General features: G+C 70.5%; 22 protein-coding genes. 17 read left to right on the top strand and 5 right to left on the bottom strand.

The features are described 5' to 3' along the window. Window positions 1-61: 61 nt before the first annotated feature. Window positions 62-418, bottom strand: coding sequence for an ArsR/SmtB family transcription factor (locus ABIA38_RS40155; RefSeq protein WP_424643927.1), 357 nt, complete (start codon window positions 416-418; stop codon window positions 62-64). 191 nt (window positions 419-609) lie between these two features. Here ABIA38_RS40155 and ABIA38_RS40160 point away from each other — a divergent pair, with 191 nt between their 5' ends. Both ABIA38_RS40160 and ABIA38_RS40165 read left to right on the top strand, forming a co-directional pair. Continuing rightward, window positions 610-1,488: an NAD(P)-dependent oxidoreductase gene (locus ABIA38_RS40160; RefSeq protein WP_424643928.1), complete on the top strand. Its 879-nt coding sequence runs from the start codon at window positions 610-612 to the stop codon at window positions 1,486-1,488. Window positions 1,489-1,512: 24 nt separating this feature from the next. Further along, a complete protein-coding gene (locus ABIA38_RS40165; RefSeq protein ID WP_424643929.1) occupies window positions 1,513-1,860 on the top strand; it encodes a hypothetical protein in 348 nt (115 codons plus the stop codon). A 107-nt stretch (window positions 1,861-1,967) separates the two neighbouring features. Here ABIA38_RS40165 and ABIA38_RS40170 read toward each other — a convergent pair whose 3' ends face one another. Together ABIA38_RS40170 and ABIA38_RS40175 are read right to left on the bottom strand one after the other, a co-directional pair. Further along, the gene (locus ABIA38_RS40170; RefSeq protein ID WP_424643930.1) at window positions 1,968-2,855 is read right to left on the bottom strand and encodes an endonuclease/exonuclease/phosphatase family protein; all 888 of its coding nucleotides are present in this window, start codon (window positions 2,853-2,855) and stop codon (window positions 1,968-1,970) included. Window positions 2,856-2,963: 108 nt separating this feature from the next. Continuing rightward, on the bottom strand, window positions 2,964-3,269 hold the full coding sequence (locus ABIA38_RS40175; protein WP_424643931.1) for a hypothetical protein: 306 nt from the start codon (window positions 3,267-3,269) through the stop codon (window positions 2,964-2,966). Between the two features lie 329 nt (window positions 3,270-3,598). Here ABIA38_RS40175 and ABIA38_RS40180 point away from each other — a divergent pair, with 329 nt between their 5' ends. The 4 genes from ABIA38_RS40180 to ABIA38_RS40195 all read left to right on the top strand — a co-directional run bounded on the left by ABIA38_RS40180 (window position 3,599) and on the right by ABIA38_RS40195 (window position 6,442). Continuing rightward, window positions 3,599-4,426, top strand: a complete 828-nt coding sequence (locus ABIA38_RS40180; RefSeq protein ID WP_424643932.1) for a helix-turn-helix domain-containing protein — start codon at window positions 3,599-3,601, stop codon at window positions 4,424-4,426. After that, complete coding sequence (locus tag ABIA38_RS40185) at window positions 4,423-4,605, top strand: DUF397 domain-containing protein (protein ID WP_424643933.1); 183 nt, start codon at window positions 4,423-4,425, stop codon at window positions 4,603-4,605. Before ABIA38_RS40180 ends, ABIA38_RS40185 begins: the two co-directional genes overlap by 4 nt. Window positions 4,606-4,791: 186 nt before the next feature. Further along, on the top strand, window positions 4,792-4,974 hold the full coding sequence (locus tag ABIA38_RS40190; protein ID WP_424643934.1) for a DUF397 domain-containing protein: 183 nt from the start codon (window positions 4,792-4,794) through the stop codon (window positions 4,972-4,974). 481 nt (window positions 4,975-5,455) lie between these two features. After that, on the top strand, window positions 5,456-6,442 hold the full coding sequence (locus ABIA38_RS40195) for a phosphotransferase family protein (protein WP_424643935.1): 987 nt from the start codon (window positions 5,456-5,458) through the stop codon (window positions 6,440-6,442). Between the two features lie 39 nt (window positions 6,443-6,481). Here the strand turns inward: ABIA38_RS40195 and ABIA38_RS40200 are convergent, their stop codons facing one another. Continuing rightward, window positions 6,482-6,688, bottom strand: coding sequence for a hypothetical protein (locus ABIA38_RS40200; RefSeq protein ID WP_424643936.1), 207 nt, complete (start codon window positions 6,686-6,688; stop codon window positions 6,482-6,484). Between the two features lie 638 nt (window positions 6,689-7,326). Here ABIA38_RS40200 and ABIA38_RS40205 point away from each other — a divergent pair. The 4 genes from ABIA38_RS40205 to ABIA38_RS40220 all read left to right on the top strand — a co-directional run bounded on the left by ABIA38_RS40205 (window position 7,327) and on the right by ABIA38_RS40220 (window position 11,889). Then, window positions 7,327-8,439 carry a sugar ABC transporter substrate-binding protein gene (locus ABIA38_RS40205; protein WP_424643937.1) on the top strand — a complete coding sequence of 371 codons (1,113 nt, stop codon included), beginning with the start codon at window positions 7,327-7,329 and terminating at the stop codon, window positions 8,437-8,439. A 122-nt stretch (window positions 8,440-8,561) separates the two neighbouring features. After that, on the top strand, window positions 8,562-9,386 hold the full coding sequence (locus tag ABIA38_RS40210) for an ATP-binding cassette domain-containing protein (RefSeq protein WP_424643938.1): 825 nt from the start codon (window positions 8,562-8,564) through the stop codon (window positions 9,384-9,386). Then, window positions 9,383-10,645: a sugar ABC transporter permease gene (locus ABIA38_RS40215; protein ID WP_424643939.1), complete on the top strand. Its 1,263-nt coding sequence runs from the start codon at window positions 9,383-9,385 to the stop codon at window positions 10,643-10,645. Before ABIA38_RS40210 ends, ABIA38_RS40215 begins: the two co-directional genes overlap by 4 nt. Window positions 10,646-10,701: 56 nt before the next feature. Next, window positions 10,702-11,889, top strand: coding sequence for an ROK family protein (locus ABIA38_RS40220; RefSeq protein ID WP_424643940.1), 1,188 nt, complete (start codon window positions 10,702-10,704; stop codon window positions 11,887-11,889). Between the two features lie 894 nt (window positions 11,890-12,783). Here ABIA38_RS40220 and ABIA38_RS40225 read toward each other — a convergent pair. Then, window positions 12,784-13,764, bottom strand: a complete 981-nt coding sequence (locus tag ABIA38_RS40225) for an esterase/lipase family protein (RefSeq protein ID WP_424643941.1) — start codon at window positions 13,762-13,764, stop codon at window positions 12,784-12,786. Window positions 13,765-14,097: 333 nt separating this feature from the next. On the opposite strand from ABIA38_RS40225, the gene ABIA38_RS40230 reads away from it, so the two are divergent. From ABIA38_RS40230 to ABIA38_RS40260, 7 genes are all read left to right on the top strand, one after another. Next, a complete protein-coding gene (locus ABIA38_RS40230; protein ID WP_424643942.1) occupies window positions 14,098-15,228 on the top strand; it encodes a PP2C family protein-serine/threonine phosphatase in 1,131 nt (376 codons plus the stop codon). Between the two features lie 307 nt (window positions 15,229-15,535). Beyond that, on the top strand, window positions 15,536-16,315 hold the full coding sequence (gene fabG / locus ABIA38_RS40235; RefSeq protein WP_424643943.1) for a 3-oxoacyl-ACP reductase FabG: 780 nt from the start codon (window positions 15,536-15,538) through the stop codon (window positions 16,313-16,315). Continuing rightward, entirely contained in the window at window positions 16,309-17,487 is a 1,179-nt protein-coding gene (locus ABIA38_RS40240; protein WP_424643944.1) for an acyl-CoA dehydrogenase family protein, read from the top strand. Before fabG ends, ABIA38_RS40240 begins: the two co-directional genes overlap by 7 nt. Next, window positions 17,484-18,602: an acyl-CoA dehydrogenase family protein gene (locus tag ABIA38_RS40245; RefSeq protein ID WP_424643945.1), complete on the top strand. Its 1,119-nt coding sequence runs from the start codon at window positions 17,484-17,486 to the stop codon at window positions 18,600-18,602. Before ABIA38_RS40240 ends, ABIA38_RS40245 begins: the two co-directional genes overlap by 4 nt. Window positions 18,603-18,630: 28 nt before the next feature. After that, window positions 18,631-19,083, top strand: coding sequence for a MaoC family dehydratase (locus ABIA38_RS40250; RefSeq protein WP_424643946.1), 453 nt, complete (start codon window positions 18,631-18,633; stop codon window positions 19,081-19,083). A 183-nt stretch (window positions 19,084-19,266) separates the two neighbouring features. After that, window positions 19,267-20,808 carry a long-chain-fatty-acid--CoA ligase gene (locus ABIA38_RS40255; RefSeq protein WP_424643947.1) on the top strand — a complete coding sequence of 514 codons (1,542 nt, stop codon included), beginning with the start codon at window positions 19,267-19,269 and terminating at the stop codon, window positions 20,806-20,808. After that, window positions 20,805-21,830, top strand: a complete 1,026-nt coding sequence (locus tag ABIA38_RS40260; protein WP_424643948.1) for an NADP-dependent oxidoreductase — start codon at window positions 20,805-20,807, stop codon at window positions 21,828-21,830. The genes ABIA38_RS40255 and ABIA38_RS40260 overlap by 4 nt, the downstream gene beginning before the upstream one ends. The last annotated feature ends 4 nt before the right edge of the window (window positions 21,831-21,834 follow it).

Consider the following 21,834-nt stretch of genomic DNA (forward strand, 5'->3'; position numbering starts at 1 on the left):
CCATGACGCGGGTGCCGACGGAACACCTATGCCCAGGGCCGAAACCGATGCCTCAGATGCCTCAGGAGCCCTCGGGCGGTGCATCCTTCGCCGCCTCGTCCTCGGGTCGACCCGCCAGGACGAGCAGGTTGGCGAGCAAGCCCGGGAAGCGTCGGTCGAACTCCGCGCCGCGCAACCGCAGGGTCATCCCGGTCCCGGTGTTGCGCTGCACGGTCAGCCCGGCCTCGCGCAGCACCTTCCAGTGGTAGGAACGGGTCGACTTGGTACCCGGTAGGGCAAACGCCGAGCACGGTTGTTCCCGGTCCGGCTCCGCGGCCAGCGCGACCACCACCGCGCGCCGATGGTCGTCGGACAGCGCGGCGAACACCGCGCTCAGGGCCACCTCGTCGAGCGACGGATGGTGCATCTGGACGGGCATCCCGGTTCGCGCTCCTTGGTTCGGCTCGGTTCGGTTTGTTTCGACTTCGGTTCACTTCGGTTCGGCCCGGCTTCGGCCCGGCTTCGGCCCGGTTCGGTTCGGCTCGACCCCGCGGTTGCGGGCGCGGGCCGTCAGTGTCTACGGTACCGGGGTACGAAGATTTTCGAACCACTTGATGCGGAGCGAGCCCCATGACGAACACCCGACCCACCGTCGCCGTCCTCGGCACCGGCATCATCGGCACCGCCATTGCCCGCAATCTGGCCCGGGACGACTTCGCGGTGCGCGCCTGGAACCGCACCCGCGACAAGGCCGAGGCACTCACCGCCGACGGCGTGATCGCGACCGACTCCCCCGCCGACGCGGTCACCGGCGCGGACATCGTGCTCACCGCGCTCAACGACGGCCCCCGGGTGCTGGCCGCGGTCAAGGCCGCGGCCCCGGCGCTGCGGCCCGGCACGGTGTGGGTGCAGATCAGCACGGTCGGTGTCGATGCCATCGACGAACTGGCCGCGCTTGCCCGGGAGTTGGACCTGGTGCTGATCGACGCCCCGATCCTGGGCACCAAGGGCCCGGCCGAGCAGGGGCAGTTGGTGGTCCTCGCGGCCGGCGCACCCGCGAGTCGGGACGTCGTACAGCCGCTGTTCGACACGATCGGCCGCCGTACGGTGTGGGTCGGCGACGATGCCGCGGCCGGCTCGGCCACCCGGCTCAAGCTGGTTCTCAACAGCTGGGTGCTGGTCCTGACCCACGGCGTGGGCGAGGCGTTGGCCCTGGCCAAGGGCCTGGACGTGGACCCGCAGCTGTTCCTCGACCTGATCGAGGGCGGCCCGCTGGACACCGGCTATCTGCGGCTCAAGTCGGCCGCGATCATCTCCGCCGATTACACCACCAGCTTCTCGGTGGACAACGCCCACAAGGACGCCACCCTGATCCTCCAGGCCGCCGACCACGCCGGCGTGCACATGGACGTCGTGGCGGCCGGCGCCGACCGCTTCCAGCGCGCCTCGCAACAGGGCCACGGCGCCGAGGACATGGCCGCGACCTATTTCGCAAGCTTCGACAAGTAGCTCGCGGCGCGTAGGGTCGATCCCATGGGTGGCTTCCTGGGATTCGCGACCGTGGCCGGCAGCCTGGCCGTACTGCTCGCCGGCTTCCGGTGGTTGGCGATGCATGTGCGCCGCCGAGGGACGGCCGGCGCGGCGATCCGGGCGGCGATGGCGTCCTACGACGAGGCGCTGCACGGGACCGCCAACGACGCACATCTGGAGATCCGGGAGCAGGCGCGCCGCAAGGTACCGATGCAGTCGCCGGACGACCCGTGGCGCCCGCAGGGTCTCGAAGTGGGTCTCGAAGTCGCCTACGCCGGCGCCCTGGGACGCACGCCCAAGCGCCGATTCGGCCGGTGCCCTCCGCGCCGCCGACTGTGGCAGCGCATCTGATCGACCCCCGAGGGAGGCGAGTCGATCAAGGGCCCCGGCGGCACCACCCGCCAGGGCCCAGGGCCCTTCCAGTGGCGCGCTACTTCACCCGGCCGGGAACGGGGCGTCTATCGGCCCTGTTCCTTTTCGTACGGCTGGGGCCCGTCGCGCCACCGCACTCGTACCGGCAGGTGGTTCGACAGGCGGCGGGTTTGGTCGGTGTCGATCACGGCACAGTCCACCAGCCGGTTCGCGAGGGCCGGTGACAGGAGGATGTGGTCGCTGCGGTGTGGACCGGGTTCATCCGGGCGGAAGTGGCCCACCGTGGGAGTGAATTCCCGGCCCGGCTCCGCGAACGGGTCGGTCCAGCCCGCGCCCACGAGTATGTGCATCGCCCGACGGTCCGCCGGACCCCATTCGCCGTTGGGCAGGATGGTCCGGTGGCGCGAGTACAGGTGGGGCGGGAACCTTGTCCAGTCCGGCTCGGGATCGCCGGCCCCGATCGTGTTGAGATCGCCCAGGAGCACCGCGCTCCTGCCCGGTTCGGCGTACTGGGTGAGCCATCCCGCCTCCACGGCACGGGTCGCGCCGCCCAGGGGCGAGAGGTGTGTGGCCAGGACCGTGAGCTTCTCGTCGGTGGCGTGGACCGTGAGGCGGGCGCGCAGCAGGGTGTGCTGAAACCTGCCCTCTGCCGCGTCGGGAGTCCAGTCGTCGAGATGGAACGTCTCCGGGTGGTACAGCAGCACGATGTGGCACCGGTTACTGCCGGAGGGCGCGAACAGCGCCTGCATGCCCAGGGCCGAGGCCACCTCGTGCAGGCGCGCGTGGTGCTCCTCGTCCCACCCCCGGCACTCCTGGAGCGCGATCACATCGGCGCCGAGACCGGCCAGGACTCGCACGAGGCCCTCCGGATCCTCCCACGCCCCGTCGAGAACGTTGTACGTCGCGGCGCACCGGGTCGGGGTGAAGTCGTCGGCGGTGGCGGTTGCTTGGGGCTCGGTCGTGGTATCGCTCACGCGTTGACCCCACTCGGATATTCTTCGTCTGACACCTTGCCATCCTTCGTGACTGGTGGTGTGGCAGGTGGGCGGGCGTCGCCTGGAATCGAGTACCCGCCCACCTGGTCATGACGCCCCGTCAGGCTCCGGGAGTGGGGTCAAGTCGGGGTCGTGGACCAGTTCGTCGGCCGTGGCGTCGTAGAGGTCCCGATCCGCCCAGCGCCGCACGGTGTACAGCGGCTCGGCATCGATGTACCGGATGCCGACGATTTCCCCGCTGTCCCGCCATCGCGTACTCGTCTTCCGGACCTCGTCGCCGACCGCGAACTCGCGCTCCTTCCCGCTCAGTTGCGGCGACCCGATCACCGGCGCCGATTCGACGGAGCAATCCGAGGACGAGGTGAAGCGGATGGTGGGTTGGCCTTCGGTCATGCGTACTCCTTTGGTTGATCCGACGGGCGGGGTGTAGACGGCCTCGGCCGCCGCCGAAGGCGAGAGGATCCGCACTCACCTGCTCGGGCCGGGAACGGCGTACTGGGCGGCGGGCGGGCGCGAACGCCACGGGATGGGAACGGATTTGATGCATGTCAGTGCCTCACGCTTGGTGATGGCGGCGCGCTCGACCCAGAGCGTGGCTGATGGAAGTCACAGAGAGTCGAGCACTCGTGACACACTTCACGTTGACATGTAAGTTGGCTTACATCAACCTCTCGCACGGCTAGGCATGCGAGCCGAGCTCAGACGAGTGAATTGGGGGCAGGATGCTCACTCCCGCACAGGTAGGTGCAGAGATTCGGCGGCTGCGGCAGGAAGCGCGCATGCCCATGTCGCAAGTGGCGAACGAGGCGGGGTGGGCCGAGGGTTCGCAGTCTCGGCTGGAGACCGGAGTCACGCCAATCCGCCCGGATCATCTGGACGTGCTGGCCAAAATTCTGCACATGACTCCTGTGACGCGAATGCGCCTGAATCGCGCCTTGGGCGTCGAGAGCGCACCTGATCAGTGGTGGATGAGGTATGCCGACGTCATCGATCGAGACTACGAGGATCTGATCATTGTCGAGTCGCAGGCATCCGCGATGGACGTTGTCTCGACCATCGTTCCTGGGCCGATGCAGGCTCCTGGCTACGCGCGGGCCACCCTCCTACAGTCGCCTTTCGTGCCGGATCCCGACGATGCGGAAATGCTCTTGACGGTTCGACTTCAGCGCGCGGAGATCATCACGAATCGCGGTATCTTCATCTCCGCGACCCTGCCCGAGCAGGTACTCTCCACGGGCTTCTGCGGACCGCTAGCCTTGCAGGAGCAACTGCAACATCTGCTTGACCTGAGCCGGCTTGAGAATGTGCGCCTCCGGATCCTGCCCTCTGATGCCATGACCCATCCGTTCCTTGGGGCAGTGACAGTACTCGAACTGCCAGTCCCCGAAGGGCCGGTGGCGCATGCTGAGTGGGAGAGTGGATCGCAGATGATCAGAGACGAACGGACCGTGAGGCGGCATCGGCGTGGACTGGACTATCAGCGTGCGGCGGCGCTCCCCGAAGATGAGTCGCAGCGTTTGATTCAGAGCAGATTGGAAGCACTACGTTGAGAATCACCGACTCGTACGCGTGGCGGACCGCAAGCTACTCGTCAGGCAATAACTCGTGCGTGGAGGTAGCGCCGCTGGCGACGGCCACGGGCGTACGTGACACCAAGGACCGGGATCGCGGCCACCTGGAGGTCGGTCCCTCCGCGTGGTGCGAGTTGCTGAGTACGCTCAAGCGGTAGGGATGAACCGAGAAGCCCCCGGAGCCGGGGGCTTCTTGCTTGCCGGTGGCAGTACGGGTGACGGGGACAGCCTGATCAGAAACGAGCGGACCGTACGTCGGCACCGGCGGACCTGGCGTACCAACGTTCGGTGTCACTCTCTGAAGCCGATTCGCGGAGCTTGATTCAAAGTAGATTGGAAGTCCTTTGAACACCATCGATACTTACGCTTGGCGCAAGGCTAGGCGTTCCACAAGTAATCAGTCCTGTGTCGAGGTGGCTCCGCTTCCGGCTTCGACCGGCGTCCGCGACACCAAGGACCGGGATCGCGGCCACCTGGAGGTCGGTCCCGCCGCGTGGTGCGAGTTGCTGAGTACGCTCAAGCGGTAGAGATGAACCAGGAACCCCCCGGAGCCGGGGCTTCTTGCCTTTGCCGGTGGCAGTACGGGTAAGGGACGGCTCGGGGCCGTCGCCTCTGAGGTCGCGGCGCAATGGGCCCTCGTGCCTGGGGCGTTGGGGCGCGGGTGACCATGGCCCGGGTGTGTTCGATCTTCGTGGTGAACCCGGCCCCCGGAGCCGCCGGGGGTCCTTTGCCGTGCGCTTGGCTCCGCGGCTTGCGGTTTTCGCCCAGGGCGCCTCGGAGTTCATGCTGTCCGGCCTGCTTTTTGAGCATCGCCGACGACCTGGGGTGTCGTGGACGAGCAGCGAACCAGGTGACAAGAGCGTGGCTGGACCGCCAGGCTCCAGCCCGGGCGCCTGGAGCGTACGGGCCTTCGGCCGGGGCCGTATCACCAGGACGGACCCATTTCCGCCGTACCGCTCTACGCGATAACTGTGACGAACGGCTGTCGGGCGGGGCATCCTGGGCGGCATGGACTTCCAGCCGGTTGAGCGCGCCTCGGAGGCGTTCCAGCAGTCACTGACCGTGGAGGAGATCGGGAGGGTCTGCCGACGTGCCTTCGGGAGCGCCGCCACGCCGGTGTCGGCCGTCGAACTGGGCACGGGGATGTACAACAATGTGTACCGCGTGGCCCTGGCCGGGCGGGACCGGCCGGTGATTCTGCGGGTCGCGCCGGAAGAGGGCCGCCAGTTCCGCAGTGAGCGCCACCTGATGCGCAACGAGTACGGCAGCGTGCCGTGGCTGGCGGTGATCGCGCCGCTGATGCCGCAGATCCTCGCTGCGGACTGGTCGCACGAGGTGATCGGCCGGGACTGGATGATCCAGACCCACCTGGACGGCGTCCCGGCTCCGGAGCACCTGGGGACGTACCCACGCACGGCATGGCCGGCGTTCTTCCGGCAGATGGGCGCCATCGCCCGCTCCGTGCACGACGTGCGGGGCCCGCACTTCGGGCCGGTCGGCGGACCGGGGTACGGGACGTGGAGCGAGGCGGTGCTCGCGTCGCTGGAGGAGATCGCCGCCGACCTGGATGGTGCCGGCCTGGATGCGGCCGACGTACGGAAGGTCGCCGCGGTGGCCGCGCGCGACCGTGCCGTGCTCGACGAGGTCACCGAACCGAGGCTGCTGACCGGGGACTTGTGGACGGTCAACGTGATGCTCGACGCCGATGCTGCGGAGCCCACGATCACCGGGGTGCTCGACATGGACCGCACGTGGTGGGGCCCGCCGGACGCTGACTGGACGATCCGGATGGCAACGGCGAAACAGGACGAGCGGGTGGCGTTCTGGGAGACCTACGGGGAACCCGACCGCTCTCCCGCCGCAGTATGGCGTTCACTGGTCTACGAGGTCCGGCACCTGGGCGCCGTCCGTCTGGAGCGCCACCGGCTGGGCAACGCCGCCGGGGTGGAGAACACCTACGACGCTGTGGCAGCTGTTCTGGCCGACCTGGGCTGACGTTCCCACACCACTTGTGCGCCGGGCCGCTCGGAGGGCTCAGCCGGATACGGCGGTGACGGCGACCCTGCGCAGGAGGTGAGCAGTGGGCAGGCGCCGGCGGGCTTCGCTTTGCAGTCCGGCGAGCGCGGTGTCCGGGCCCGGGTCGCCGAGCTGGAGCGCGACGCGGTAGATGTTCTGGTAGGTGTCGGTCCAGGCCGGACGAGCGTGGCAGTGCACGGCGGTGAACCCGGCGGCGGACAGCATCGCGGGCCAGTCGCTGTGGCGGTGCCGTTCGGGCAGTCGTAGGTCGTCGGGGCCGGCAACTGCTCTGGCTCAAGGACGCCCGCGCCGCAGCCGACATCCTCGAACACGCCATCCCCCGCACCCGGCACCCCACCGCGCGATCCCTCCTCCACCTGCGCCATGCCCGCGCCTTCGCCGCCCTCTCGGTGGTGGCGTAGGTGCCGAACCGCATGAGTTCCATGTCCCGTTCGAGTGCGGGCCGAGCCGGCCCTTCGGCCCGGCCGGCGTTTGGCGGTGTCCGGCAGCGCCTCCGGAAGCACATCGAGCGCCGAACAGTCGGGGTCGATCGCCCACCAAAAGTTGTGCCGCCTGCTCCAGCCATCGCCGCGCAGCCATCAAAGCTGCCCGCCGGATTCTAAGTTGTTGCCAGAAACTTAATCCCTGCAAGCGGCCTACCTGACATCCCGCACGAACAACCGGTTTGTATCGCCAATGCGTATCCAAACCGTTACCCGAGTCGCATTCTCGACCCGTTCCAAGGTCTGGCGGACGCCCCTCCGGAGGATTACGTTGTCGCCCACAACATTTAGCCCGAGGCCGCTCGCACGTCATCGCGTCCCCCCGCCGGCCCGACCGGCGCATGCCCGAAGGGATCCACCATGCGCAAGAGGTTCCTCGTGTCCGTCTCCACCTGCGTCGTGCTCGCCGCCGGCACGCTGTCCGCGTGTGCCGACAACTCCGGCACCGGCTCGCCCGGCGCCACCGGAACGGGCGGCAGTGGCAAGAAGGCGAAGATCGGCGTCATCCTGCCGGACAGCAAGACGTCGGGCCGCTGGGAGACCAACGACCGCAAGTACCTGACCGAGGCGTTCAAGGCCGCCGGCGTCGACTACGACATCCAGAACGCGCAGGGCGACAAGTCCCAGTTCCAGACCCTCGCCGACCAGATGATCACCAACGGCGCGACCGTCCTGGTCATCGTCAACCTGGACAGCGGCACCGGAAAGGCCGTACTGGACAAGGCCAAGTCGCAGGGCGTGGCGACCATCGACTACGACCGGCTGACCCTGGGCGGCAGCGCGCAGTACTACGTCAGCTTCGACAACGTGAAGGTCGGCACGCTGATGGGCCAGGGCCTGGAGAAGTGCCTGTCCGCGGCGAACGTGCAGAAGCCGACCATCGCGATGCTCAACGGCTCGGCCACCGACAACAACGCCACGCTGCTCAAGCAGGGCTACGATGCGGTCCTCAAGGCCAAGTTCGACTCCGGCGAATACCTCAAGGGCCCCGACCAGGCCGTCCCGGACTGGAACAACACCGAGGGCGCCAACATGTTCGAGCAGATGCTCACCCAGTCGCCGAACATCTCCGGCGTGGTGGCCGCCAACGACGGCCTGGGCAACGCGGCGATCTCGATCCTGAAGAAGCAGAAGCTCAATGGCAAGGTCCCGGTCACCGGACAGGACGCGGAGACCACCGCGCTGCAGAACATCCTGGTCGGCGACCAGTGCATGACCGTCTACAAGGCGATCAAGAAGGAGGCCGACGCGGTCTCCGGCCTGGCCGTCGCGCTCGCCAAGGGCCAAAAGCCCACCTTGCCGGCCACCGTGCGCGACCCCGAGGGCAAGCGCGACGTGCCGTCCGTACTGCTCGAACCGCTGGCCGTGTTCAAGGAGAACGTCAAGGACGTGGTCGCCGACGGCTACGTCACCAAGGACGCCCTGTGCACCGGCGCCTACGCCGCCAAGTGCACCGAGTTCGGCATCAACTAGCCCACCCGGCACCGCCGTTGCCCGGGACCGACACCCACCGGAGTCGGTCCCGGCCGGCGCGCACCCACGCCGTCGCCCACCCATCGGCGGCCCCCATCCCAGGTCAGCGAGGAGCCCGCATCGTGGCCCTGTCCCCCACCCCCGCCCCGCCGCCCGCGGCCGATCCCGTACTCGAACTGCGCGGCATCAACAAGAGCTTCGGCGCCGTACACGTGCTGCGCGACGTGGACCTGTCCGTGTACGAGGGCCAGGTCACCGCGCTCGTCGGCGACAACGGCGCGGGCAAGTCGACCCTGGTCAAATGCATCGGCGGGATCCACACCGCCGACTCCGGCGACTACTTCTTCGCCGGCGACAAGGTCACCGTCAACAGCCCGCGCGACGCCTCCGACCTGGGCGTGGAGATCGTCTACCAGGACCTCGCGCTGTGCGACAACCTCGACATCGTGCAGAACATGTTCCTGGGCCGCGAGCGCCGACGCGGCTGGGTCCTGGACGAGGACACCATGGAACAGATCGCCGAGGAGACCCTGGCGGGCCTGTCCGTACGTACCGTCTCCTCGATCCGACAGCGCGTCTCCAGCCTCTCCGGCGGCCAGCGGCAGACCGTGGCGATCGCCAAGGCGGTGTTGTGGAACAGCAAGGTGGTCGTCCTGGACGAACCCACCGCCGCCCTCGGCGTATCACAGACCGCCCAGGTCCTCGAACTGGTCCGCCGGCTCGCCGACAACGGCCTGGCCGTCGTGCTCATCTCGCACAACATGAACGACGTGTTCGCCGTCGCCGACCGCATCGCCGTGCTCTACCTCGGCCGCACCGCCGCCCAGGTCAGCACCAGCGAAATCACCCATTCCCAGATCGTCGAACTCATCACGTCGGGACAGACCGAGGCACTCGGTCCCGGCGCGGGTCGAAACGCCACGGGTCGAAACGGAGTGAACCGATGACCAGCAGCGTCCTGCCTCTCGCCGACAACGGCGAGACCCACGCGCCCGAGTCGCCGGTGGTCACCCACCTCAAGGGCTACCTCGGCCGACTGCGCGGCGGCGACACCGGCGCGATGCCCGCCGTCCTCGGACTCGCGGTGTTGTGCACTGTCTTCGCGATCATGCGGCCCAAGTTCCTGAGCGCGGGCAACTTCGCCAACCTGTTCACCCAGGGCGCCGCGGTCACCGTGATCGCCATGGGCCTGATCTTCGTCCTGGTCCTGGGCGAGATCGACCTGTCCGCGGGCTTCGCCAGCGGGGTCTGCGCGGCGGTACTCGCCGTGCTGCTCACCGAACACGGCTGGCCGTGGTACGGCGCGGTGTTGGCCGCCCTGGCCGTCGGCGCGGTGATCGGCCTGCTGCTCGGCGTCCTGGTGGCCAAGGTCGGCATCCCCTCCTTCGTGGTCACCCTCGGCGCGTTCCTGGCCTTCCAGGGCGTGTCCCTGCTCCTGGTCAAGGGCGGCACCAACGTCCCCGTCCGCGACTCGACCATCCTGGCCATCTCCAACCGCAACCTCGCGCCCATCGTCGGCTGGTTGCTCGCCGCCGCCACCGTCGGCGGCTACGCGGCGCTGCAACTGCGCCGCAACCGCGCCCGAACCCGACGCGGCCTGAGCGCCGAGCCGATCGCGATCACCGGCATCCGGGTCGGCACCCTGGCCGTCCTGGTCGGCCTCGCGGTCTATGTGCTCAACCAGGAACGCAGCCGCAACACGGTGATCTCCTCGCTGCGCGGCGTGCCGATCGTGGTGCCGATCCTGGTCCTGCTGCTCCTGCTCGGCACCTTCGTCCTGCGCCGCACCCCGTACGGGCTGAGCCTGTACGCGGTCGGCGGGAACCGCGAGGCGGCCCGGCGGGCCGGGATCAACGTGGACCGGGTACGCATCTCGGCCTTCGTGATCTGCTCCACGATGGCCGCGATCGGCGGCATCGTCGCCGCGTCCCGGGCCAACTCGGTGGACTCCAACACCGGCGGCAGCAATGTGCTGCTCTACGCGGTCGGCGCCGCGGTGATCGGCGGCACCAGCCTGTTCGGCGGCAAGGGCCGGGTCCTGGACGCGGTACTCGGCGGCGCGGTGGTCGCGGTGATCGACAACGGCATGGGGCTCATGGGGTACAGCGCCGGCGTCAAGTACGTTGTGACCGGCGTCGTGCTGCTCCTCGCCGCCGGGGTCGACGCCCTGTCGCGGCGGCGGGCCGAAGCCGCCGGGCTGCGGTGACGCCGCCCTCCCCCTCGAGCGACGCCACGGACGAGAAAGGCAGGGTCCGCAGCCCGATGCGCGCAGCGCCCACCCAGGAGGACATCCGCAGGCAGAACCTGGGGGCGCTGCTGCGCCACGTGCACGTGCTCGGCCCCACCTCGCGCGCCCAGTTGACCGCCGGGATGGGTCTGAACCGCAGCACGATCGGCGCGCTCACCGCCGACCTCGCGGCAGCCGGACTGGTCATCGAGGAGGCGCCGTCGCCGCGCGACACCGCGGGCGGCGGGCGCGGGCGACCGTCGCTGGTGGTCCGGGCGCAGTCGCAGCGGGTGTACGTGTACGCGTTCGTGATCGGCGTGGACCGGGTGGTCGCGGCCCGGGTCGGGCTCGGCGGGATGATCCTGGATCGCCGCGAACTCCAGCGTCCCGGCAGCCGGTTCTCGCCCAAGGAGGTCGCCGACGCGCTCGGCGGGTTCGTCGCGCAGATGCGGCTGACCACGCCGCACGACGGGGTGTGCGTGGGCGCCGGCGTCGCGGTGTGCGCGATGGTGCGCGGCTCGGACGGCACGATCCCCGAGGGGCCGACGCCCGACTGGCACGACGAACCGCTCGGCGAGCGGCTGTCGGCGGCGATCGGCACGGTGGTCATGGTCGGCAACGACGCCGAACTGGGCGTGGTCGCGGAGCATACCCGGGGGGCGGCGGTGGGCTGCGACGACGTGATCTACCTGCACGGCGACGTGTGCATCGGCGGCGGCATCCTGTCCGGCGGACGGCCGGTCACCGGCGGCGACGGCTACGCGGGCGAGGTCGGGCACATGGTGGTCAACCCGGACGGGCGGCCGTGTCGGTGCGGGTCGCGCGGGTGCTGGGAGACCGAGATCGGCGAATTCGCACTGACGCGCGGCACCGCGAAGCATGCGATCGGCGGGTTCGCCGACTCGGCGGCGCGCGGGGACCAGGACGCCGAGGAGGGGCTGCGCCGGGTGGGCGACTGGTTGGGGCTCGGGGTGGCGAACCTGGTCAACATCCTCAACCCGCAGATGGTGGTGTTCGGCGGCACGCTGCGCGAGGTCTACCTGGCCACGGCCGCCCAGGTGCGGAGTCGGCTGAACCGGACCAGCCTGTCCGTCACACGCGAACACCTGAAACTGCGCACGGCTGCGCTCGGCGACGACGCGCCACTGTACGGCGCGGCCGAACTCGCCTTCGCGCGCTTGTTGGACAACCCACTGGAGTCCGGGCTGACGCCGACGAGTTGACAAGCGGCCGGCCTCACGCGCGACCGGGTGGGCGGGACCTGCCCGGCCTGCGGCCAAGGCGGCCTCACGCGCCGGCCAGGCTACTTGGCCTCAAACGCCGGCCGGGCTGAGTTTTTGGCTCAGTTCGCGACGAACAGCCCGTCCGGCGTTTGAGGACGGCCCGGACGGAACGGCCCGGCCGGCGTCCCGGGTTACGCCGACCTCCCCAGCCCGTCCGGCGTTTGAGGACGGCTCGGGTCCACGATCGGGTGGACTCTGGTGGCCGAATGAGCCGTTCGGGTGACATGTGCGCACGGCCGGCGTGGCGCGGCGTGTTTCATGGTCGTCGTGTGGCCGCCGGGTCCGGAAGGTGCATCGCGCCCGAGCTCCTCCCGAACCCGGCGGCGGGTCACGCAACTCCTCCACCAAGCGAAGCGTCACGCAGCCCCCGCACCAAGCGAAGCATCACGTCCCTCCCGGACCCGACGGAGGCGGTGTGCACGGTTCCCACTTGCGGGCGGCCTTTGCGAGCGTCTCGGCGTCGGTGATGTACGCCTCGAAGTAGCCGCAGGTGGTGCACAGATAGTGTTCCGCGCGCCCCCGCGCGAACCGCATCGAACCGATACGCACCATCACGTCCGGGCCGCCGGTACGCATCCCGTCCCGCCGGCGGACGACGGTTGCCCGACCGCATTTCGTACAGATGCCTGAGCGCATGCCTCCAGCCAACACGGTGCTCCCCCGTGCCGGCTACAGGCGCTTCCCTTATCCGGCCACTATCCGGCCACCTGTCCGACTTCCGCCGCTCACCCCGGGGTTGCCCGGTATTCGAGTCCACGGGCCGACCCGCGTCGACCGCAACTCCCCCGGCGGCCACGGCATTCCGTCGGACCGCCGAAGGAGTGGCCGCCCGGCTCAGCCGCCGAGTACCGGCAGGGTCAGTGCGCAGACCCGGTCGGTGCGGCCCGGGTCGAGCGCGTTGAGCACCTCGTTGAGCGCGACCCGGTCGTAGATGATCGCCAGGTGGTCGGAGAAGTCCACGCCGCAGTGGTCCTGGACGGTCACGTTGCGCACGTCGGGGCCGGTCAGGAAGGCCCGCGTGTACGGCACGATCACCTCGTCGTACCGGCTCTCGATCATCGTGTAGCGCACCCCCGGCGCGGTGTCCGGCAGTGCGTTGAGCGCGCGCATGAACGGTGAGCCGATGTCCTGTTGCGCGCACGCCGGGCACAGTCGGTCGAAGGCCGCCCGGCCGCCGGGGAAGGCGTCGAGCAGGTTCAGGATCGCCTGCAGGTCCGCACCGTGGCTGCTGGGCGCCAGGCCGACCAGGTCGTGCACCTTGGCCGCGCCGCCGAGCACTTGGAGGTAGTAGCGCGGCAGCGCGCCGCCGCCCTGCGAGTGGCCGACCAGGTCGACCCGCGCGGCGCCGGTGGCGGTACGGACCCGGTCGACGAAGGCGCCGAGTTGGGCCGCACTGGTGGGTATGTCGCCGTAGCCCTGGAACAACCCGCCGGGCGCGCCACCGTAGTTCAGCGCGAAGACGCAGTAGCCGTTGTTCTTCAGCAGCGGGGACAGCGCCTGCCAGCTGTCCGTCATGTTGCCGAGCGTGCCGTGCAGCAGCACCACCGGGCGCGGGTGCGCGGCGCTCGGCCGACAGCCGAAGTCGTTGGCGCCGGGCGGCGAGCTGTTCGGGGTGAGCAGTTGGGCCGTGATGCCGGCGGCGAAGCTGTACGGCACGGGCAGGCGCGGCGCGGCGGCGGCCGGCGTGGGCAACAACCAGGCCAGCGCCATCGTCACGGCCAGGCCCAGGATGCCGAGCCGGGTCCGGGGGCCGTCCGGCCGGCGGGTGGGCGGCCTGGTGGGAGTGGGTCTTGCGACGCGTTCGGAGCCGAGCATCGACGCCTCCAGATGAGCGCGAGGGGCCCCGCGACGGTGCGGGGGCGCGAGGTTATCGACGGTTCGTACGGGTTACAACGGGACGGCACGGTTGGTCGGGACGCGGTCGGGACGCGGTCGGTGCGGGGGCGATCGGCGGTTGGCGGGTCGGCGGGTGCGCAGGGCTGATCAGCAAGGGTGATCGGCAAGGGTGATCAGCAGGGGCGATCAACCGTGTGGCGTAGCTGGGCACAGGTCGGATCGGGAAAGGGCTGGAAGGACCAACTGCCGCCAGGATCCGCCGGAACCGGGCCTGGCGGCTCACTCCGGGTGAACCAGGACGGTGCCTTCCCGATGAGCGAGACCCCGGTGCTCGGCGTGGTCCGCGGCTGGTCGTTGCGGCGGTTGGTCCCGCTGCTGCCGGCGCTGCTGTTCGTGCTGGTCGTGGTGGTCGATTTCGGGACGCCGGAGAAGTTTCGGGTCGACGAGATGTTGTGTCTGGTGCCGATGACCGCGTCGAGCCTGAGCTCGGTGCGCGCGACGATCGGGTACGCGGTGGCCGCCACGGTGACCTTCGCGGTGCTCGATCCGTGGTTGTCCGCGTCCGGATACACCCGGGACTGGGCCGGGTTCGTGGTGGTGGTGCTGGGTGGGGCGATCGCGGTGGCGACGGTGTTGTTGCGGACCCGGCTCCAGGAGCGGGTGTCCCGCCTGGGCAATGTGGTCGAGCACGTTCAGCGGGCGCTGTTGCCGCCGGTACCGCCGGTGGTCGGCGGGATTCGGGTCGAGCGCAGCTATCTGGCCGCCGAGGTGGACGCGGAGGTGGGCGGGGATGTGTACGACGTGGTGGCCACGCCGTACGGGACGCGCGCGTTCATCGCCGACGTGCAGGGCAAGGGGCTGACCGCGGTGGGCGCGAGTGCGGCGCTGGTCGGCGCGTTCGGGGAGGCCGCGTTCGCCGAGCCGGACCTGTGGTGGGTGGGGCATCGCATGGGTGAGGGGCTCGAGCGGTTCGGCGCCAACCAGGTGCTGCTCGGTGAGCCGGACACGGACTGGTTCGCCACCGCGCTGCTGGTCCGGTTCGGGCCGGACGGGCAGGTCGAACTGGTCAACTACGGCCACGAGCCGCCCGCCCTGATCGGCCCGGCCGGGGTGCGCTGGCTGGACGTGGCACCGGAACTGCCGCTCGGCCTGGCCGGTCTGATCCCGTCCGAGGAGCGCGCGCCGGCGTATCGGTTCCGGATGGCGCCGGACGAGCTGTTGCTGCTGTATACCGACGGGACCACCGAGGCTCGGGACGGCCAGGGCCGGTTCTTCCCGCTGCGCGACTGGCTGGCCCGGCACGCCGAGCCGAACCGCTCGGCCGCCGAATTGCTCGCCCTACTGCAACAGGCGCTGCTCGCGCATGTGGGCGGCCGGCTCACCGACGACGCGGCGCTGATGATCCTGCGCCCGGAGGCACCGGCCGCAGCCGCCGGGCGCTGAGCGCCGGCCGCCGGAGCGGGGTGCGCGCGGGTGTTCCCGAACGAGTTCGCGTTGCGGTCTAGCCTTGATACCGACCGGTCGGTACCGTGGCTGCCACAAGTGTGAAGCCCGCCCCCACCGCCTCCTGGTCCGCCCCTTTCACCACCCCCGCCTCGACGCAGCATGTGCGCACCGACCGGTCGGCAGCTCGCGGCCGGGCACACGGGACGTATCGGGACGTGGCTCGGGATGGAACTCGGACCGGCCGGGGTGCGGCATTCACCCGCTCGACCCCGTGATCCGCGACGACCCGGAGGACCCGGCAGCCATGACCGAGAACACCCCCGCGACCCCGACCACACCGCGCGTGGCCATCGTCACCGGCGCCGCGCGCGGCATCGGCGCCGCCACCGCCCGCCGCCTCGCCGCCGAGGGCCTGGCCGTGGCCGTGCTCGACCTGGACGAGGCGGCCTGTGCCGAGACGGTGGCCACGATCACCGCGGCCGGCGGCACCGCGCTCGCCGTCGGCGCGGACGTCACCGTCGGCGAGCAGGTGGACGCCGCCGTCGCCCGCGTGGTCGACACGCTCGGCGCGCCGACCGTACTGGTCAACAACGCGGGCGTGATCCGCGACAACCTGCTGTTCAAGATGTCCGACGGCGACTGGGACACGGTGATCGACGTACACCTGCGCGGCGCGTTCCTGATGTGCCGCGCGGTACAGGCGCACATGACCGCGGCGGGCTACGGCCGGATCGTCAACCTGTCCAGTTCCTCCGCGCTCGGCAACCGGGGGCAGGCGAACTACTCGGCGGCCAAGGCCGGGCTCCAGGGCTTCACCAAGACGCTGGCCTTCGAACTGGGCAAGTTCGGGGTGACCGCCAACGCGGTGGCACCCGGCTTCATCGTCACCGACATGACCGCCGCGACCGCGGCCCGAGTCGGCATGGAGTTCGAGGAGTTCCAAAAGGCCGCCGCCACGCAGATCCCGGTCCGCCGGGTCGGCCGCCCCGAGGACGTCGCGAACACCATCGCGTTCCTGGCGAGCGAGGGAGCCGGCTTCGTGTCCGGCCAGGTGATCTACGTCGCGGGCGGCCCGCTGTGCTGACCGCGACCGAACTCGACCACCGGGTAGGCGAGTTCATCGCCGCGCACCCGGATACCGAGGACGCCGTCGGCTATCTGCGGGCCCGCTTCGACGCCGGACTGGCCTGGGTGCACCACCCGGTCGGCCTCGGCGGCCTGGCCGCGCCGCGCGCCCTGCAACCGGCCGTGGACGCGCGCTTCGCCGCCGCCGGCGCACCGTCCAACAACCCCCGCCGGATCGGGATCGGCCTGGGGATGGCCGCGCCGACCGTGCTCGCCTACGGCACCGACGAGCAACACGCCCGCTGGTTGCGGCCGTTGTGGACCGGCGAGGAGGTGTGGTGCCAGCTGTTCAGCGAACCGGGAGCCGGCTCCGACCTGGCCGCGCTCGGCACGCGTGCGGTCCGCGACGGGGACGAGTGGATCGTCGACGGCCAGAAGGTGTGGACGTCGATGGCGCACGAGGCGCGCTGGGCCATCCTGATCACCCGCACCCACCCCGAACTGCCCAAGCACCAGGGCATGACGTACTTCGTCTGCGACATGAGCGCGCCCGGCGTCGAGGTGCGCCCGCTGCGCCAGGCCACCGGCGAGGCCGAGTTCAACGAGGTCTTCCTGACCGGCGTGCGCATCCCCGACGCACACCGACTGGGTGCGATCGGCGACGGGTGGAGCGTGGCGCGCACCACGCTGATGAACGAACGGGTGGCCATCGGCGGCGCCGCCGCGCCGCGCGAGGGCGGCCTGATCGGCATCGTCGCGGACACCTGGCGCGAACGCCCCGAACTGCGCACCGCAGGTCTGCACGACCGGCTGCTGCGACTGTGGGTGGAGGCCGAGGCGGCCCGGCTGACCTCGGAGCGGCTGCGCGGGCAACTGGCGGCCGGTGAACCGGGGCCCGAGGGCTCCTCGGCCAAGCTCGCGTTCGCCCGGCTCAACCAGGAGATCTCCGGACTGGAACTGGACCTGCTGGCCGAGGAGGGCCTGCGGCACGACGAATGGACCATGCGCCGCCCCGCGTCGGTGGACTTCACCACCCGCTCCGCCGGCTACCGCTACTTGCGCGCCAAGGGCAACTCGATCGAGGGCGGCACCTCGGAGATCCTGCTCAACGTGGTCGCCGAGCGGGTGCTCGGGCTGCCGTCGGAGCCTCGCGTCGACAAGGACGCCGCCTGGAAGGACCTGCCCCGATGAGCGCCGCCGAGCACCTGCTCTACACCGACGACGAACACGAACTCCGGTCCGGGGTCCGCGATCTGCTCACCGAACGGGTGACGCTGAGCGCGCTGCTCGGCCGGATCGAGACCGCCGAGCCCTACGACCCGAAACTGTGGCGGGTGCTCACCGAGCAGATCGGCGCGGCCGGCCTCGCGGTCGCCGAGGACCACGGCGGCAGCGGCGCGACCTGGCGGGAAACCGCGGTGGTGATGGAGGAGTTGGGCCGCTCGGTGGCGCCCACGCCGTTCCTGGGCAGCGCGGTGCTCGGCACCGCGGCGCTGCGCGCGGCCCACACGGCCGAGGCGGACGCACTGCTCCCGCACCTGGCCGGCGGCCGGCGCAGCGCGACTCTGGCGGTCTCCTTCGCCACCGTGCCCGGCGGGCAACTCGTGCACGGCGTACGCGCCGACGGCGACCTGCTGACCGGTACGGCGACCTCGGTCGTGGACGCCGCCGGCGCCGACGTACTGATCGTGCCCGCCCGCACCCCGGACGGGCCCGTGCTCTACGCCCTGGACGGCACGCAGCCCGGCGTCGAGCGCCGCGCGGTGGTCTCGCTCGACCTGACCCGGCCGCTGACCGACGTGGTGTTCACCGGCGCGGCGGGCCGCGTGCTCGCGCGCGGCGAGGCCGCCGAGGCGGCGGTGGCCGGCGCGCTCACCACCGGCGCCGCGCTGCTCGCGTCCGAGCAGCTCGGCATCGCCGAGTTCTGCCTGGAGAGCACCGTCGAATACCTGAAGACCCGCCACCAGTTCGGCCGCCCGATCGGCTCCTTCCAGGGCCCCAAACACCGCCTGGCCGCGCTGTGGGTGTCGATCACCCAGGCCCGCGCGGTGGCCCGCTACGCCGCCGCGTGTGTGGCCGACGACGACCCGGACACCACGATCGCGGTCGCGGTCGCGCAGGCGCACTGCTCGGAGATCGCGGTCCGGGCCGCCGAGGAATGTGTGCAACTGCACGGCGGCATCGGGTTCACCTGGGAGCACCACCCCCACCTGTACCTCAAACGGGCCAAGGCCGACGCACTCGCGTTCGGCACCCCCGACCGCCACCGCACGATCCTCGCCGACCTGGTCGACCTGCCCGCCTGATCCGGTACGTCACCATGAGGGAGCAACCATGCGCGTCTTCGAGAACGTCACCGAGGTACTCGCGGCCAAGGGCGAAGCACTCGGCACCAGCGACTGGCTGACCGTCGATCAGGAACGCATCGACACCTTCGCCGCGGCGACCGGCGACCACCAGTGGATCCACGTCGACGTCGAACGGGCCAAGGACGGGCCGTTCGGCACCACCATCGCGCACGGCTATCTGACCCTGTCGCTGATCCCGGTGCTGGCCGCCGACCTGGTCACCGTGCGCGGCGTGCGGATGGGCGTCAACTACGGCTCGGACAAGGTGCGCTTCCCGGCCCCGGTCCCGGCGGGCGCGCGGATCCGCGACCACGCGGTGCTCGTCGACGCCGTCGAGACCGCCCAGGGTGTGCGCTTGACGGTCCGTCACACCATCGAGATCGAGGGTGTCGCGAAGCCCGCGTGCGTCGCGGACACCCTCTCCCTGGTCATCCCGTAACACTGGTGCCGCGCCCGGCAACGTGCACCCCGGCACGGCGCCCGGCCCGGCACCGGCGGGCTCGGAAGCGCGCCCCCGCTCCGGCCCGCCCCAACGGGCGTTCCCCCGACGCCCGTCCCGTCCCGCCGCCCCGATACCCCGACCGGTGCGGGTCCCGGCTCCCGACCAGTCAAGGAGCACGCGTTGAGCTTCAACCTCGCCGTCATGCTGCGCGAGTCCCGCCTTGCGACCCCCGACACGGCCTGCCTGATCTACCAGGGCAGACCGGTCACCTACCGCGAACTCGACGACCTCAGCAGCCGATTCGCACGCGGGCTGCGCGCCCTCGGCCTGGGGGCCAAGGACGTGCTGGCGATCGTGCTGCCGAACGTACCCGAGTTCGTGGTGGCCTACTTCGGCGCGCTCAAGGCCGGGGTGACGCTGATGCCGCTGAGCCCGCTGCTCAAGGCGGCCGAACTCGCCTACCACCTCACCGACTCCGGCGCCCGCACGCTGCTCGCGTTCGACGTGTTCGCCGCCGAGGCACTCGGCGCCGCCGCCGCGGTGCCCGGGACCACGATCTACACGGTCACCCTGGCCGCGGACGGCCCGGTCCCGCAGGGCACGCAGGCATTCGGGCTGCTGCTCCCGGACGGCCCGCCCGATCGGGCCGAGCTGATCCGCGGCGACATCGAGCCCACCGCCGCGGACGACACCGCCGTACTGCTGTACACCAGCGGCACCACCGGTCGCCCCAAGGCCGCCGAACTCACGCACTTCCAGCTCTACTTGAACTGCACCACCTCCGGCGAACTGTTCGACGTCGTGCCCGGCGACGTCTCGCTCGGCGCGCTGCCGCTGTTCCACGTCTACGGCCTCTCCAGCGTCCTCAACGTCTGCGTGCGCTACGGCGGGACGTTGTCCCTGGTGTTGCGCTTCGAGGCGCAGAGCGTGTTGGACCAGATGGCCCGGGACCGGGTGAGCGTGATCGTGGGGGTGCCCACGATGTATGTCGCGCTGCTCGGCGCGGATCGCACCGGGCGCGACCTTTCCCGGCTGCGGGTGGGCAGTTCGGGCGGGGCGTCGATGCCCGGCGAAGTGCTCCGCGAGTTCGAGGAGGCGTTCGACGTCGTCATCCTGGAGGGCTACGGCCTGTCCGAGAGCGCGAGCACCGCGACCTTCAATCGCAGCACCCGGGACCGGAAGATACTGTCCGTGGGCAAGCCGATCTGGGGCGTGGAACTGCGCGTGGTCGACGCCGAGGACATGCCGCTGCCGCCCGGCGCGGAGCACGTGGGCGAGATCGTGCTGCGCGGGCACAACGTGATCACCCGCTACCGCGACGACCCCGAGGCCACCGCCGAGGCGTTCCGCAACGGCTGGTTCCACACCGGCGACCTCGGATATCTGGACGAGGACGACTTCCTGTTCGTGGTGGACCGGAAGAAGGATCTGGTGATCCGCGGCGGCTACAACGTGTATCCGCGCGAGGTGGAGGAAGTCCTGTACACCCACCCGGCGATCGCCGAGGCGGCGGTGATCGGCACCCCCGACGACCGGCTCGGCGAGGAGGTGGTGGCGATCGTCGCGCTGCGCCCGGACGCGGTGGTCGCACCGGAGGAGATCATCGCGTTCTGCAAGGAGCGGATGGCCGCCTACAAATATCCGCGTGTGGTACGAATCATGGACGAACTGCCCAAGGGCCCCTCCGGCAAGATCATGAAGAAGGAGTTGCGCAGCCGATGACCACGACGCCCAGCGCCGACTCGACCAACCGGCAGATCCGGCTGGCCGCCCGCCCGTTCGGGCTGCCCAAGCCCACCGACTGGGCGACGGTCGAGGAGCCGGTGCGCGAACCGGCCGACGGCCGGCTCCTGGTCGAGGTCTCGCACATCTCGCTCGACCCGGCGATGCGCGGCTGGATGAACGACGTGCGCTCCTACATCCCGCCGGTCGGGCTCGGCGAGGTGATGCGCGCGGGCGGGATCGGTCGGGTACGCGCCTCCCGGCACCCGGGGTTCGCGGTGGGCGACGTCGTCTACGGCGGCTTCGGCGTCCAGGAGTACGCCGACTCGGACGGGCTCGGCGTACACCGCGTGGACCCGGATCTCGCTCCGCTCCCGACCTACCTGGGCGCGCTCGGGATCACCGGACTCACCGCCTACTTCGGCCTGTTCGACGTCGGCGCAGCCAAACCGGGCCAGACCGTCCTGGTCTCCGGCGCGGCGGGCGCGGTGGGCAGCGTGGTCGGCCAATTGGCCAGGCTGACGGGTTGCCGGACGGTGGGCATCGCGGGCGGCCCGGACAAGTGCCGGCTGCTGGTCGAGCAGTTCGGCTACGACGCGGCGATCGACTACCGCTCCGCCGACCTCGGCGCGGCCCTGCGCGAACACTGCCCGGACGGCGTGGACGTCTACTTCGACAACGTCGGCGGCGACATCCTGAACACCGCCCTGACCCGGCTGGCCCGCGGCGCACGAGTGGTGATCTGCGGCGCGATCTCCCAGTACAACAACACCGAACCCCCCACCGGCCCGTCGAACTACCTTTCCCTGCTGGTCAACCGGGCATCGATGACCGGCATGGTGGTCTTCGACTACGCGTCCCGCTACCCCGAGGCCCGGGCGGAACTGGCGGGTTGGCTCGCCGACGGCCGATTGATCTCGCGCGAGGACGTGGTCGAGGGCGAGGTGACGGACTTCCCCGCGACGCTGCTCCGACTCTTCAGGGGCGAGAACACGGGGAAGCTGGTGCTGAAGATCCGCTGACCGG

The sequence above is a fragment of the Embleya sp. AB8 genome, from assembly GCF_049739465.1.
Classification (GTDB): domain Bacteria; phylum Actinomycetota; class Actinomycetes; order Streptomycetales; family Streptomycetaceae; genus Embleya.